A 14,717-nucleotide genomic window follows, 5' to 3' on the forward strand; every position below is an offset into this window, starting at 1 on the left:
AACCTCCCCGGAGTTCTAGAACTCTCATGTCGACAGTTCTAGAACGCCGGGGAGTGGGGGCACCTCCCGGCCGAAGGCTGGGGGATTTGCATGATCACGACGGGGTTTGGGGGAGGATGGGCTCGTGGTGGTGAGACGGCGCAAGATTGATGTCGAGGTGGGGCGGGGCGACCTGCAGGCCTGGGTGGCCGATCCGACCGGTGTTCCCCGGCCGACCCTGGCCAGTGCGGTGCGTTTCACGCTGGAGGAGATCGCCGCCCGGGCGCCCGGGCCGACCACCGAGGTGCGCGTGCCGCCGTTCGGGGCGGTGCAGTGCATGGACGGGCCGCGGCACACCCGGGGCACGCCGCCGAATGTTGTGGAGACCGACCCGCAGACCTGGCTGGAACTCGTCACCGGACATCTGACCTGGGCCGAGGCGGCTCATCGGGGCCGGGTGAGGGCCAGCGGCAGCCGGGCCGATCTGTCCTCACTGCTACCGCTGGGCGGTCTCGTCGCCGGGGGTGCGCAATAGTCGGTACCGTCGTGTCCGTGGCTGAGAGCAAGGAACTGTCGGAGAGCGCTGCCGAAGGTCAGGAGCCGGTGAGGCCGGCCGATGACCTGGTGGTCGGTGCGCCTGCCGGGCCCGAATCGCCTGCCGGGCCGGAATCGCCTGCCGGGCCGGAATCGCCCGCTGATCCGGAATCGCCGGCTGCGCCCACTTCGTACCGGTTGCGGCGGGCTCCGCGATACCGCGCCTTCGGATTCACCGGGGCGGCGATCGGAATCGTGATCGGTGCCCTGCTCGCTCTTTCGTCCCAGGTGGCCGGGGACTACTCGGAGCAGACCATTCTGGGCTACTTCGTGGCTATTTTCGGGCTGTTCGGCGCCCTTCTGGGCTGCGGCGCCGCCGTTCTCCTGGACCGCCGCAAGGGCTGAAAGGCAAGGCCGCCGGGCCGTGGCGGGGCGGGTCTGCCCTTCCGGCCGATGCTGCGACCTCCTCCAGATGTGCGACACTCGACAACGTGGCGCGCGGCGACGGACGGCTTTCGCACGAACTGCTCCCCGGCGAGAAGGGTCCGCAAGATGCTTGCGGAGTCTTCGGAGTCTGGGCCCCCGGTGAAGAAGTTGCGAAACTGGCCTATTACGGCCTGTACGCACTTCAGCACCGCGGCCAGGAGGCAGCGGGGATTGCTGTCAGCAACGGCAAGCAACTACTGGTCTACAAAGACATCGGCCTGGTCTCCCAGGTCTTCGACGAGACCTCACTCGAGTCTCTTCGTGGGCACATCGCGGTCGGTCACTGCCGGTACAGCACCACCGGTGGGTCGACCTGGCAGAACGCGCAGCCCACGCTGGGCGATACGGCGGCCGGCACGGTGGCCCTGGGTCACAACGGCAACCTGGTCAACGGCCACGAGCTGCGTGAGCTGGTGGCGGAGCGCTACGGCACGCTCGACCGCGGTGAGATCGTCCAGGGCAACACCACCGACACTGCACTGGTGACGGCGCTTCTGGCCGGTGATCCCGATCACACGCTGGAGGCGACCGCTCTGGAGGTGCTTCCGCACCTGCGCGGGGCCTTCAGTTTCGTCTTCATGGACGAGCACACGCTCTACGGCGCCCGCGACCCCCACGGTGTCCGCCCGCTGGTCATCGGCAAGCTCGAGACCGGCTGGGTGATGGCCAGCGAGACCGCCGCACTCGACATCGTCGGGGCCGCGTTCGTGCGTGAGGTCGAGCCCGGAGAGTTCATCGCGATCGACGCCGACGGCCTGCGCTCGCGTCGTTTCGCCGAGCCCACCCCCACCGGCTGCATCTTCGAGTACGTCTACCTGGCGCGGCCCGACACGACGATCAACGGCAAGGTCGTCCACGAGGCCCGGGTCGACATGGGCCGTCAGCTGGCGCGGGAGCACCCGGTGGAGGCCGACCTGGTCATCCCGGTGCCGGAGTCGGGCACCCCCGCCGCCGTGGGCTACGCCCAGGAGTCGGGCATCCCGTTCAGCCAGGGCCTGGTGAAGAACGCCTACGTCGGGCGCACCTTCATCCAGCCCAGCCAGACCATTCGCCAGCTGGGTATCCGGCTGAAGCTGAACCCGCTGAAGAACGTGATCAAGGGCAAGCGCCTGGTGGTGGTGGACGACTCGATCGTCCGCGGTAACACCCAGCGCGCCCTCGTACGCATGCTGCGTGAGGCCGGCGCCGCCGAGGTGCACGTGCGCATCTCCTCCGCCCCGGTCACCTGGCCGTGCTTCTACGGCATCGACTTCGCCAGCCGGGCCGAACTGATCGCCAGTGGTCTGGGTATCGACGAGATCCGCGCCAGCATCGGCGCCGACTCCCTGGGATACATCTCCCTGGACGGCATGGTCGAGGCCACCGAACAGAAGCCCGAGCGGCTCTGCACGGCCTGCTTCACCGGCAAGTACCCGATCGCGCTGCCCGACTCCGAGCACCTGGGCAAGCACGCCCTGGAGCAGCCCCAGCTCCCCCTGGGTCTGGAGATCACGGAGACGACCGGGCGCCGTGACGTCGAGGGTGTGTCGACCGGCATTGCCGGTGGCGCCGTCGACGCCCTCACCCGTCCCTGAGACCGACCGGTTCTCGGTCCGTCTGCATTTCCTTGAGTAGGGTGATCTCTGTGGCTTCAGTTGAGCCGGGTTCCACGGCCCTGACCTATGCCTCCGCCGGTGTCGACACCGAGGCCGGCGACCGCGCGGTCGAATTGATGAAGGCTTCCGTCAAGCGCACCCAGGGCCCCGAGGTCCTGGGCGGCCTGGGCGGCTTCGCCGGGCTGTACGACGCGAGTTTTCTCACGTCGTACCGGCGGCCGCTGCTGGCGACGAGTACCGACGGGGTCGGTACCAAGATCGGCATCGCGCGGGCGCTCGACATCCACGACACGATCGGCATCGACCTGGTCGGCATGGTCGTGGACGACATCGTGGTGTGCGGTGCCCGCCCACTGTTCATGACCGACTACATCGCGGTCGGCAAGGTCGTGCCCGAGCGCATCGCCGCGATCGTCAGCGGCATCGCCAAGGGCTGCGAGCTGGCCGGCACCGCACTGGTGGGCGGTGAGACGGCCGAGCACCCCGGTCTGATGGCGGCCGACGAGTACGACGTCGCCGGGGCCGCCACCGGTGTGGTGGAGGCCGACGACGTGCTCTCACCCGAACGGGTCCGGGCCGGCGACGTGGTCATCGGTCTGGCGTCGTCCGGGATGCACTCCAACGGCTACTCGCTGGTGCGCAGCGTGCTGAAACTGGCCGGCTGGTCGCTCGAGCGAGACGTGCCCGAACTGGGCCGCACCATCGGCGAGGAGCTCCTGGAGCCCACCCGCATCTACACCGCAGACGTCCTGGCGGCCGCACAGGCCCTGGGAGGCCAGCTGCACGCCGTGTCACACGTGACCGGGGGCGGACTGGCCGCCAACCTCGCCCGGGTCCTGCCGGCCGGTACCAGCGCCGTGCTGGACCGCTCCACCTGGAGCCCGCAGCCCGTGTTCGACCTGCTGATGAAACTCGGATCGGTGCCCCTGGCCGACGCCGAGGGCACGTTCAACCTGGGTGTCGGCATGGTGCTCGTGGTGGATCCGGCCGCCGCCGACCGCACGCTGGAGCTCTTCGCCGGCCGCGGTCTGCCCGCCTGGGTACTCGGCCAGGTCGGAAACCACGACGGATCAGCCGCTGAGGGCACCGTCCAGGGCACCAAGGGTGTCGACGGTGGGGCCGTGCGTCTGGTCGGGAACTACCGGGCCTGAGGGCCGGCGTGGCGACATGGACCGCACTCTGACAGGGCGAGACATGACAAGAGGTGAACCCGGCACGTTCTGCTGCCGGGTTCACCTCAAGCTCCGTGCGGACACGCGACCTCGTTGTGGCGTGTCGTCATGCTGTTCGTTCTTGCTCGTCGCCGGGCCTGATCAGCCTTGCGGAGGAGGAGGACGATGATCGCCCGGAGTCGCCCTGACAGACTCGGCCCCGGTACCCCTGCGGATACCGGGGACCGAGTCTTCAGTCAATGGTGACGACCGTTTGATGCCCAATCGGCGTACTCGTCGTACTCATCGTCGTCTCGACCGGCATCCGTGTCCTCCACAGGCATGCTCGGGCTCGGCCGACGATCATGAGTGCCGAGTTCCTGCTGCAAGGCGTCATAGTCGGTGCTGGGGCTGTAGTACTTCAGCTCCCTAGCGACCTTCGTCTGCTTGGCCTTCTGACGGCCGCGCCCCATGGCGTCGACCCCCTTAAACGTCGACCCGGCGCAGGCGCACATGGCGCGGCCCCGGAGTGGTCATCAGTCTCTCGTGACGCCAAACGCTACATCGTCTGGTGCGGTTCCGGCATCCCGGTTGGAACGACTGACCCAACCAGGGGGTAGTCGTAACCCGTTTGCCGACCGCGGTGCTGCGTGTTCCATCCTACGTGCAACCTGCGTACGACGCTCACCCCGCCGCTCCGGGAGTCACTTCTCGCGGTCGCTCATGCCTCTGCGTGCAGTGTCCGGTCTCACATGACGGTCACGTGAAGCGACGAATCGGTGCGCGTGGTTTGATAGCTATGTCCTAATCGTGGGCAACACGCCCGTGAAGGTTGTCGCGATCGCCGGGGGGTCGGCTCGTGGTCACGAGGGGTTCACCCGGGGTGAGGGTCACTGTGAGAAATGACGTCACCCGGAAGCCGCACCGTGACGCTTCGTCCCCATCAGGGTCTGAGAATATGGATCTGGGCGCTTCGGGGGTGCTCCACACAGTGATGGCTGCTTTAGTGGGGCACACGCCGACCTCGAGGGGGTTTGATGTGTTCCGGGTGATACCGCATGGCCCGGTTGAGGGGCATACATCCGGTGTTCAGCGGACACATCGGCTATCGAGGGAGTGCTCACGAGAGCGAACGTTAGAACCGACCCGCGAGGCGTGTCGGATGGGCCACATTCGTGGTTCGATCACTGTAAGGTGCCATGCCGTGACCGTACGTACACAACCAACGTCATGCTTCCTCCTGATGGGGGATCATCCGTCTGGATTGTTCCCGCGACGTGTCCTAACAAGGCACGATGTCGGAAGCCGGGGTATCCGCCCCGTTCATGGAGGCTGACATGACCACCCGATCGCCCGACGCCGAGCCGCTGCTGACACCGGCTGAGGTTGCCGCGCTATTCCGTGTCGATCCGAAGACCGTCACCCGGTGGGCTAAGGCCGGCAAGCTCTCTTCGATCCGAACGCTCGGTGGCCATCGCCGCTACCGCGAGTCGGAAGTTCGGGCTTTGCTTGCTGGAATCCCACAGCAGAGGCTCGACGAGGACTGAGATCCTGACGACCCGAAATCCGTGACCGCCGGGGCCCACTGTGGCCTCGGCGGTTTTCGGCTTCTCGGGGGCCACTAGTGGAAACACCTACCCGTAGGAAGTTTTGGGACGCGGGTGGTCCGGTCGCAGACCGGGCTCGTGGTGTCCGGATTCATGATCCGGATACCCACGGGTGTTCTTCCCGGCCGTCAGGTACGGCTCTGGCGCCCGAAAGTACTAGAGGCCGTCAGTAACACCAAAAGGTGTCACTGACGGCCTCTAGTAGCTTTCCGGAGCCTTGTCGACGTCTTGTGTGCTGATGTCAGAAGATCGTCGGCACATGGGCCGGGTCGGTGAGATCAGCGAGAGCAACAACGATTGAACTGGCGCTTGCCGAAGTTGTCTTCGTCGTACTTCCGGTGGAAGTGGTACTCCCGGTGGAATCCGACGCCGGCGTGTTGGCGGCCGGGGCGCTGGGTTCCTCCGCCGGTGTGCTCGGTTCGTCCGTCGATGTCGATGTGGACGGCACCGGGCTCGTGGTGGTGGGCGACTTCGTCGGGGACTTGGTGGGCGACTTGGTCGGCGACTTCGTGGGTGACTTCGTCGGGGACTTGGTGGGCGACGTGGTCTTGCTCGTCGACTTCGTGGTCGAGGGCTTGGACGTCGACGAGGTCGACCTGGTCGACGACGGTTTGGTCGTCGACCCCGGGTTTGAGGCATCGCCGTTGTTCACGGCCGGGCGTGTGGTGGTCGTCACCACCCGGTTGCCCTGGGCGTCCGTAGTCGTGGTCACCACGACCTCGGACGGGGTGTCGTCGTCCGTCGCCGTACCCGACCGGGACGATGGGGAGCCGGTGGGCGTGGTCGCCGGCACGTCCGTGGCGTCGAGTGCATCGTCCGTGGGGTCGCCGTCGGCCGCTGCGGGCAACTGGGTGCCGTCGGCGATGCTGGTCGCCGAGTCACGGGCCGGAGCGGTGGGCTGATGGAGCGGGCCACCGGTGACCGCCCAGGACGGCACGGCAATGACAACGGCTGCCGCAACGCCACCGACAATGGGGCGGCGTAGCAACAAGGGGCGTGGTGCCCGGTGTCTACCGACGTACCTCATGGCTCGCTCTCGTCTGCCGGATCTGCTGACCCCGTACGTTCCTGACCGGCCGGTCAGTGGTGTGCCCACCGGCGTCCGATTCGATACCTGAGGTGCACTATGCTCTATATCGAGCTATGCCCCGTCTGTGTTACTGACCGGACGTTAACAGGCCTATCGCCTCAGGGGCGATCCCGATGTGGACACTCGGGCATCCTGCCCCCGGCGCATCCTTCGGTACCGATCGCAGGCTTCCTGTCCTCGGCGATCAGTTCTAGCTTGCTGCAGCCGAGGCGTTCGTGGCAGCTGTTCGGGAGATTGATAAGGCCTGGATAGCCCTTATTTGAGCCAACGGGCCACATGGATGGCTTCGCTCACAGCGGGAACAGCTCGTTCTGGTTTCGCCGGCCACCCAGACCGGCCACCCGGACCGGCCGCCAGACCGGCCACCCAGAGCCGGCCACCGAGGGCCGAGGCGATGAGAGCGCACACATCCGTACCCGGACATGCGTGAGGCCGGCCTCGGGGAAACCCGTGGCCGGCCGAGGACGAACGTGTCCTAGTTGTGCAGGATGCAGCGAGCGTTAACGACCTCGACGCACTCGCCGTAGCGGTCGCTGAGGTGTCGCTCGATCGAGGCGACGGTGGCGCTGCCGCTGACGTCGACCTGGGTGCTGCGGGTGAACCGGCTGGACGGAATCGTGACCTTGAGCTCGAACCGGCCCCGCTCCAGGACGGTGCCTGGGGTAACAGGGATGAACTGCGCGAGCGCAGCGGTGCTGGCGTTCTCAAACATGGGAAACAGCGATCCTGAACGTAGTGCCCTTCGTGGTAGACGCGGGCACTTCACCGTGCTCCGCACCCATACCACAACGTGACAGTTGAGGTGGTTATGCCGTCGACGAGACACAGATTACTCCAGACAGAGGACCAAAGACTCCACTACTACTGACTGTGAGTCACGGCCTGCCCCGGGTAATAAATCCCGGAAAACTCTCGGCGTTGCGGGCCTCAAGCGGAAGGAATCCGACCTGATGGCCTCTTACGGTGCTGCCACGGACACCGGTGGGGAGTCCGTCATGCGATCCCACGGAGGCTGAGATGTCGATCACCGAGACCATCGGGAATGGCACCGATCGGGAAACGACCGAGCTGCTGGAGACCCTGGCCGAGCGCCGGCAGTTCTTCCGGCACACGGTGCAGAACCTCTCGCACGAGCAGGTCACGGCACGCCACACCGTCAGCGCCCTCACCCTGGCCGGGCTCGTGAAGCACGTCAGCGCGATGGAGGAGCAGTGGGTGGGCTTCATCGTCGAAGGGCCGTCCCGGATGGCGCTGCCCGAGAACTGGCAGGACGATCCCGGCTTCTGGGAGAACGGCTGGAAGCTGCTCGAAGGGGAGACCCTGGAGAGCGCGCTGGCCCACTACGAGAAGGTCGCCGCCCACACCGAAGAGGTGGTGCGCGGCCTGCCCGACCTCGACCTCTCCCACCCTCTGCCCGAGGCCCCGTGGTTCGCGCCCGGCGCCTCCTGGTCGGCCCGGAGGGTGCTGCTGCACCTGATCGCTGAGACGGCCCAGCACGCCGGACACGCCGACATCATCCGAGAGACCATCGACGGCCAGAGGACCATGGGGTAAAACCCCAGGTCAGACGGGTCCTAGTACCTCTGTCGCATAGCCACTGGAACTCGTCCTCCCCGTCAATGGGTACCAGCGGAAAGAATGGCCACCCAGGAGGACGACATGAAGAAGATGCTGATCATCAGTGGCGCTGCGGCAGCGGCGATCATCCCGGCCGCGCTCGGGCTCGCCGCCAACCCCTCGCTGAGCGCCCAGCGCCCGGTGGACTCCAGCAACGTGCAACTGGTGGAGAGCTCGACACCGCGCACGACCGCCACCTCCAGCCCCTCGGCGTCGGCGGACGACCACGGCCGGCGCCATGGTGGTCGTGGTGCCGACGACAACCGGCGGGCGGTCGGCGCCACCACCACTGCCACCACCACCACTGCCACCACCAGCGCCTCCACCAGCGCCTCCACCAAGAGTTCCAGCAAGGCGAGGAGCACGAGCCGGGCCACGTCCACCCACGACGCCGGCGACGACCACGGCAAGCACAGCACCCACAAGCGTCACAGTGGGGACGACGACGGCAGCCACCAGCACCGCGGCCGGGGCAGTGACGACAAGGGCAGTGACGACAAGGGCAGTGACGACAAGGGTGGACGTCACGGCGGTCACGGCAGCGACGACTAGTGCGGTGGTCGTCCCCTCCTGTTCGTGATCAAGCAGACCTTCCCCGGGCCGGTGGAGGCACCTCCGACCGCAGACCGGGACACCGCATGATCACGAAAGTGAAGACGCCCGACTCCCGGGGTCGCCGCACCAGGCCACCTCGGCGATGAAGGACGCACAGGGCACCCGGGCGGCCGGATCGCCGGTGTGGGGCAAGGGGCCTGCCGGTGGCGGGCCGGATCGTGTGCATCCATGGCGGTCAGGGCGCAAAGAAGGCACACGATCTCACCGAGTGAGCATGTTGAGCCAGGAGTGACGATGCGGGCATGACCGATGCCGGGCCGGGCCGGGGCACCGAGCCGGCCGGTGAGGGTTCAGCTTCTGAGGACCTGGTGAGTTCGGGGCCGCCGACCGGGGGTTCTTCGCCGGAACCCGGCCCCTGGGTGAGCGTCACCGAGGCCGGCGCGGGTCACCCCTCCGAGTCGCCGCTCCACTGGGGCCGGCTGGTCGGAGGGGTGGTCGTGCTGGCCCTGCTGGTGTTCGTCGGGGTCGCGGCGGCCAGCGCGATCACGGCCCGTCGCGCGGCCGAGCGGGAGGCGGTGAACGACGCGCTGGCCATCACCGATGTGCTGGGCGAGTCGGTGATGCAGCCCGCGATCAGCGCCGACCTGTTCGACGCCGACACCGCGACCCGGCAGGCGGCGCTCGCCCAGCTGGACACCACGGTGCGCGAGCGGCTGCTCAGCGACACCATCGTGCGCGTCAAGCTCTGGAAGCCCGACGGCACAATCGTCTACGCCGACGAGCCCCAGCTGATCGGCATGCGGTTCGCGCTCGACGACGAGGAGACGCAGGCGCTGGACGACCAGGTCACCAAGGCCGAGATCAGCGACCTGAGTGCACCGGAGAACCAGTTCGAGCGCGCCAACAACCGCAAGCTGCTCGAGGTCTACCGGCCGGTCTGGGCCGCCGACGGCCAGACCCTGCTGTTCGAGACCTACTCCGCCTACGACGCCGTGACCGCCCGGACCGGTGACCTGACCCGTGGCTTCGGCGGCATCACCCTCACCAGCCTGCTGCTCATGCTGGTTGCCCAGGCCCCGCTGACCTGGGCCCTGGTGGCCCGGGTGCGGCGTTCACAGCGCGACCGGGAGGCCTACCTGGCCCGGGCCGTGCAGGCCTCGGACGACGAGCGCCGCCGGATCGCCGCCACCTTGCACGACGGCGCGGTGCAGGAACTGGTGGGCAGTGCGTTCCTGGTGGCGGGAGCGGCCGACCGGGCCCGGGCCGCGCACGACGACACGACGGCGGGGCAGCTGGATCTGGCGGCGGGATCGGTACGTTCGAGCATCGGTGGGCTCCGCTCGCTGCTGGTCGACATCTACCCGCCGAGCCTGCGCAACGCCGGGCTCCGGTCGGCGCTCACCGATCTCACCGCACCGTTGCGGGCCCAGGGCGTGGCCGTGGAGGTCGAGGTGCCGGACGAGCTGCAACTACCTCCCGAGAAGGAGGAGCTGGTGTTCCGAGTGGCCCAGGAATGCCTGCGCAACACCATGAAACATGCGGACGCGGAGAGTGTGCGGGTCACGCTGGACGATCTCGAGGGAAGAACGGTGCTGGACATGATGGACGACGGGGTCGGGTTCGATCTCGACACGGTGATGAAGCGACCGCAGGAGGGTCACTTCGGGGTCCGGCTGATCGCCGACCAGGCCGCCGCCGGCGGGGCCGAGCTCCTGGTGAGCACCGCTCCGGGGGCCGGAACCCAATGGCGACTGGAGATCTCGCGGTGACCGATGACGTCCTCAAGGTGCGGGTTCTGCTCGTCGACGACCACGCCCTGGTGCGGGCCGGGCTGAGCGCACTGCTCGACGCCCACCCCCAGATCACCGTGGTGGGTGAGGCCTCGGACGGTGAGCAGGCCGTCGAGCTCGCCCAGAACGCCGACCCCGACGTGGTGCTCATGGACCTGTCGATGCCGGGTATGGACGGAGTGACGGCTACCCGCAAACTCCTGGCGCTGCGCCCGGAGATCCAGGTGCTCGTGCTGACCTCGTTCTCCGACCGCAACCGGGTGCGGGACGCGCTCGCCGCCGGCGCGATCGGTTACCTGCTCAAGGATTCCGATCCGCAGGACGTGGTGTCGGGGGTGCTGGCCGCCGCGAAGCAGGGCTCCCCGATCGACCCCCGGGTGGCCCGCACCCTGCTGACCGAGGGCGCGGTCGGCCCGCCGCCACCGCTGTCACCGCGGGAGACCGACGTGCTGCTCCTGGTGGCCAAGGGCATGGCCAACAAACAGATCGGCCGTGCCCTCGGCATCAGTGAGCGCACGGTCAAGGTGCACCTGGGCAACGTGTTCCGCCGCATCGGGGTGCAGGACCGGACCAGCGCCGCGCTCTGGGCGAAGGAGAACCTACAGACCTGAGCGGTCGACGCCCAGGTGCTCGCAGGCCCAGTCCACGGCGGTGCGCACGAACGTCACCCGGTTCTTCGTGTCGAGCAGGTCGTGCCCCTCCCCCGAGAACTTCAGGAACCGGTGCGGCACGCCCTGTTCGGTCAGGGCCGCGACCACCTGCCCGGCCTCCTCCACCGGCACGTTGGTGTCGTCCGCGCCGTGCACCACCAGCAGGGGAGCGGTGAGCCGGCCGATCCGGTGGATCGGCGAGAACTCCCGCAGCACGGCGCTGTCCGTGACCGGGTGGCCGTACTTCGAGACCGCGGCCGTGGCGATCCACGGTTCGGTGTGCTCGTAGAACGTCTCCAGGTCGGCCATGCCGCAGACGTCGATACCGACGCTGAACAGGTCGGGGAACCAGGTCAGGCCGGCCAGCGTGAGGTACCCGCCGTACGACCGGCCCATCAGCCCGATCCGCCCCGGTGCGCAGACGCCCGAGGTGACCAGGTGTTCCACGGCGGCCGCGACGTCTTCGATCGACCCGAGCCGCCGCCCGACGTCGTCGGCCGTCTCGAACGTCCGCCCGTATCCCGACGATCCCCGCACGTTCGGCGCGAAGACCGCGATGCCCTCGGAGACCAGCGACTGGAAGAGCGAGTTGTAGACCGGGCGCTCCTGCGACTCCGGGCCACCGTGCAGGTGCACCATCGTCGGCCAGGGCCCCGGCGAGTCCGGGGCATCGGGCCGGTAGAGCCAGCCGCTGAGTCCGAGCCCGTCCCGGCCCGGGAAGCGGCGCAGGACCGGCCGGGACAGATCGGCGGTGTCCACCGTGGCGTAGCTGGAACCCCGGGAACCGCGCAGCTCACCGTCGGCCCGGCTGGTCAGGGGCAGCGTGGCCCCGGTGGTCAGGTCGATGGTCCAGGCGCCGCGCGGGTCGGACCAGTCCTCGGCCGTGAGCATCAGTGACTTACCGCCCGCGAAGAGCTGGCAGTCGTCCACCACATCGCGGGGAAGCGGCCCGATCTCGTCCTCGTGCAGGGAGACCAGATCGAGCAGGCTCACCGCGTTGGTGCCGCCGAACTCGTTCCACAGCAGCACGGCCGTGGTGCCGTCGGGTGAGAGCGTGACCCGTTGCAGCTCGGCATCTTCGCGTCGGGCCAGGAGCTCGGCCGCACCAGCCGTACCAGTCGCATCACTGAGTAGATCCAGATCCACCCGCACCAGCGCCGCCAGGTCGTGGTCGGCCTCGCTGCGGGCGTACAGGTACCGGCCGTCGGGCGAGAGACAGCCCTGATCGGCGAATCCGCCGCGCTCACCGGTGACCGAGGTGTCCACCGGACGCTCGTGGGAGCCGTCCAGGTCGCACACGGCCAGCGTGCGGTAGCTGCGGGGCCCGCGGCGCAGCAGTGCCCGGCCCGCGGCCACGTCGAGCAGCGAGATCAGTGGTCCGGAAGCGATCACGGTGCGCTCGCCGGCCAGGGGCGAGACGAGAACGGCGGAGGCGACCGCACCGACCGACTCGGTGACCATGAGACGTCCGTCGGGCGTCCACCCGTGCCGTGACCCCGCACCCAGCCACGCCGTCGCGCCCGGTCCGCCCGAGATCATCCGCAGGCCCGAGCCGTCGGGCCGCACCACCCAGATCTCGTCCCGGGAGCTGCCGGCCCCGGCCACCAGACAGGCCAGCCAGACCGCGTCGGGCGACCAGCTGATCGAGAGCACCCGGTCCAGGCTGATGCCCGGATTGACCGCCTGCCCGGTCTGTGAGTCCTTGATCCAGATCGCCGGCGCGCCACCCCGGTCGGAGATGAACGCGATCCGCGTCCCGTCCGGGTCGGGGGTGGGCGACCAGCTGCCGTAGACGTCCTCGGGGACCAGCTCGGACGACTGGTCGCCGGGCTGGACGTTCACAGACCGATCCGCTGCAGCCAGAGCTCGAGCAGGCCGAGCTGCCAGACCACGTTGGCGCCGATCGTGGTACGTGCCGTGTTGGGGTCGGCGAGCAGAGTGTTCACGACTTCCGGACGGTACAGGGCCCGGTCGGTCGCTGTCCTGGACAGCAGCGCGTCGCGCACCCGGTCGAGGATCTGGCCGTCCAGGTGCCGCACCCCGGGGACCGGGAAATAGCCCTTCGTACGGTCGATCACGGCATCCGGGACAACTCCTCGGGCGGCTTCTTTCAAGACCCCCTTGCCGCCGTGGGCGAGTTTCAGTTCCGGCGGGCAGAGGGCGGCGAGTTCGACCAGCTCGTGGTCGAGGAACGGCACGCGGGCCTCGAGGCCCCAGGCCATGGTCATGTTGTCGACGCGTTTCACCGGGTCGTCGACCAGCATCACCCGGCTGTCGATGCGCAGCGCGGCGTCCAGCGTAGTCTGCGCCCCCGGCGCGGCGAAGTGGTCGCGCACGTACGACAGGCTGGGGTCACCGGACACGTGCCACTGCGGGTTCAGCAGGCCGGCCACGAGGTGGCCGGGGCGGTCGAAGAACACATCGGCATAGGCCTGGGCGGCTTTCGAACGGGGGACGCCCGCCAGCGGCGGGTACCAGTCGTACCCGGCGAACACCTCGTCCGCCCCCTGGCCCGACTGCACCACCGTGATGCTCTTGGACACCTCTTCGGAGAGCAGGTAGAAGGCCACGCAGTCGTGACTGACCATCGGCTCGCTCATCGCCCCGATCGCCCCGTCCAGCCCGCTGGCCAGCCGGTCGTCCGGGATCATGATCTTGTGGTGGTCGGTGCCGAACTCCTTGGCCATCAGGTCGGAGTACTCGAACTCGTCACCGCTCTCACCGGCCACCGAGTTGAAACCGATGCTGAACGTGGCCAGCCCGCTCTGCCCGGCCTTCGCCAGCAGCGACACGATGAGGCTGGAGTCCAGCCCGCCCGACAGCAGGACGCCCACCGGCACGTCGGAGACCATGCGCCGGCGCACGGCCGCCTCCAGAGCGGCCAGGGTTCGCTCTCGCCATTCGCCGGGGGACAACGAGAGTTCCCGGGTGGCGGGGGGATTCCAGTAGACCGACTCGGTCGCCGAGCCGTCCGGCTCGATCACGCGCACGGTGGCGGGCGGCAATTTGCGGACGCCGGTCAGCATCGTCCGCGGGGCGGGCACCACGGAGTGCCACGAGAGGTAGTGGTGCAGGGCCACCGCGTCGATGCTCGTGTCCACATCGCCGGCCGCCAGCAGTGCGGGAAGGGTCGACGCGAACCGGATGCGCTGCGGGGTCTCGCTCAGGTAGAGCGGCTTGATACCCAGCCGGTCGCGGGCCATCACCAGGCGGCCGCTGTCGAGCTCGTGGATGACGAACGCGAACATGCCCAGGAAACGGTCCACACAGGCCGTGCCCCAGTGGTGGTAAGCCGCCAGGATCACCTCGGTGTCGGAGGTGGAACGGAACCGGTAGCCGTGCCCCTGGAGCTCGCGCCGCAGCTCGTGATGGTTGTAGATGCAGCCGTTGAACACCAGGGCCAGCCGCAGCTCCTCGTCGACCATCGGCTGCGACCCGGCCTCGGACAGGTCGATGATCTTCAGCCGATGGTGCAGGAACGCGACCGGCCCGTGTGACCAGGTGCCCTTCGAGTCCGGACCCCGGCGCTCCAGACACGGCGACATCCTCGCCACCGCGTCCCGGTCTCCTCGGGCGCCGTCCAGCCGGAACTCGCCACCCAAGCCACACATGCACGAACCTCCCGGACCACGTCACCGAATGCCGTTCTGAGTTGACACGGGC

At 68.4% G+C, this 14,717-nt stretch carries 14 protein-coding genes; 10 read left to right on the forward strand and 4 right to left on the reverse strand.

The window, feature by feature from the left end:
* Window positions 1-124: 124 nt before the first annotated feature.
* The 4 genes from QSK05_RS02560 to purM all read left to right on the forward strand — a co-directional run bounded on the left by QSK05_RS02560 (window position 125) and on the right by purM (window position 3,745).
* Window positions 125-514 (forward strand): sterol carrier family protein, encoded by a 390-nt coding sequence (locus QSK05_RS02560; protein ID WP_285593462.1) that lies wholly within the window; start codon window positions 125-127, stop codon window positions 512-514.
* A 17-nt stretch (window positions 515-531) separates the two neighbouring features.
* A complete protein-coding gene (locus QSK05_RS02565; RefSeq protein ID WP_285593464.1) occupies window positions 532-918 on the forward strand; it encodes a hypothetical protein in 387 nt (128 codons plus the stop codon).
* Window positions 919-1,004: 86 nt separating this feature from the next.
* Window positions 1,005-2,573, forward strand: coding sequence for an amidophosphoribosyltransferase (gene purF, locus QSK05_RS02570; RefSeq protein WP_285593466.1), 1,569 nt, complete (start codon window positions 1,005-1,007; stop codon window positions 2,571-2,573).
* Window positions 2,574-2,623: 50 nt separating this feature from the next.
* Window positions 2,624-3,745 carry a phosphoribosylformylglycinamidine cyclo-ligase gene (purM, locus tag QSK05_RS02575; protein WP_285593468.1) on the forward strand — a complete coding sequence of 374 codons (1,122 nt, stop codon included), beginning with the start codon at window positions 2,624-2,626 and terminating at the stop codon, window positions 3,743-3,745.
* A gap of 257 nt (window positions 3,746-4,002) precedes the next feature.
* Here purM and QSK05_RS02580 read toward each other — a convergent pair whose 3' ends face one another.
* Window positions 4,003-4,260 carry a DUF3073 domain-containing protein gene (locus QSK05_RS02580; RefSeq protein WP_352299730.1) on the reverse strand — a complete coding sequence of 86 codons (258 nt, stop codon included), beginning with the start codon at window positions 4,258-4,260 and terminating at the stop codon, window positions 4,003-4,005.
* Between the two features lie 822 nt (window positions 4,261-5,082).
* Between QSK05_RS02580 and bldC the strand changes: the two genes are divergently transcribed.
* Window positions 5,083-5,292, forward strand: a complete 210-nt coding sequence (gene bldC / locus QSK05_RS02585) for a developmental transcriptional regulator BldC (protein ID WP_052533586.1) — start codon at window positions 5,083-5,085, stop codon at window positions 5,290-5,292.
* A gap of 416 nt (window positions 5,293-5,708) precedes the next feature.
* On the forward strand, window positions 5,709-6,254 hold the full coding sequence (locus QSK05_RS02590) for a hypothetical protein (RefSeq protein ID WP_285593474.1): 546 nt from the start codon (window positions 5,709-5,711) through the stop codon (window positions 6,252-6,254).
* Window positions 6,255-6,917: 663 nt separating this feature from the next.
* On the opposite strand, the gene QSK05_RS02595 is transcribed toward QSK05_RS02590, so the two are convergent.
* Entirely contained in the window at window positions 6,918-7,154 is a 237-nt protein-coding gene (locus QSK05_RS02595) for a hypothetical protein (RefSeq protein WP_231483268.1), read from the reverse strand.
* Between the two features lie 305 nt (window positions 7,155-7,459).
* Here QSK05_RS02595 and QSK05_RS02600 point away from each other — a divergent pair, with 305 nt between their 5' ends.
* The 4 genes from QSK05_RS02600 to QSK05_RS02615 all read left to right on the forward strand — a co-directional run bounded on the left by QSK05_RS02600 (window position 7,460) and on the right by QSK05_RS02615 (window position 11,015).
* Window positions 7,460-7,996, forward strand: a complete 537-nt coding sequence (locus QSK05_RS02600) for a DinB family protein (RefSeq protein WP_285593479.1) — start codon at window positions 7,460-7,462, stop codon at window positions 7,994-7,996.
* Between the two features lie 105 nt (window positions 7,997-8,101).
* Window positions 8,102-8,611 carry a hypothetical protein gene (locus QSK05_RS02605; RefSeq protein WP_285593482.1) on the forward strand — a complete coding sequence of 170 codons (510 nt, stop codon included), beginning with the start codon at window positions 8,102-8,104 and terminating at the stop codon, window positions 8,609-8,611.
* 305 nt (window positions 8,612-8,916) lie between these two features.
* Window positions 8,917-10,383, forward strand: a complete 1,467-nt coding sequence (locus QSK05_RS02610; RefSeq protein ID WP_285593483.1) for a sensor histidine kinase — start codon at window positions 8,917-8,919, stop codon at window positions 10,381-10,383.
* Window positions 10,380-11,015 carry a response regulator gene (locus QSK05_RS02615; RefSeq protein WP_285593485.1) on the forward strand — a complete coding sequence of 212 codons (636 nt, stop codon included), beginning with the start codon at window positions 10,380-10,382 and terminating at the stop codon, window positions 11,013-11,015. The genes QSK05_RS02610 and QSK05_RS02615 overlap by 4 nt, the downstream gene beginning before the upstream one ends.
* On the opposite strand, the gene QSK05_RS02620 is transcribed toward QSK05_RS02615, so the two are convergent.
* Window positions 11,004-12,896 (reverse strand): prolyl oligopeptidase family serine peptidase, encoded by a 1,893-nt coding sequence (locus QSK05_RS02620; RefSeq protein ID WP_285593487.1) that lies wholly within the window; start codon window positions 12,894-12,896, stop codon window positions 11,004-11,006. The genes QSK05_RS02615 and QSK05_RS02620 overlap by 12 nt on opposite strands.
* A complete protein-coding gene (locus QSK05_RS02625; protein ID WP_285593489.1) occupies window positions 12,893-14,665 on the reverse strand; it encodes an N-acetylglutaminylglutamine amidotransferase in 1,773 nt (590 codons plus the stop codon). The genes QSK05_RS02620 and QSK05_RS02625 overlap by 4 nt, the downstream gene beginning before the upstream one ends.
* Window positions 14,666-14,717 lie beyond the last annotated feature (52 nt).

Source organism: Kineosporia sp. NBRC 101731 (assembly GCF_030269305.1).
GTDB lineage: Bacteria > Actinomycetota > Actinomycetes > Actinomycetales > Kineosporiaceae > Kineosporia.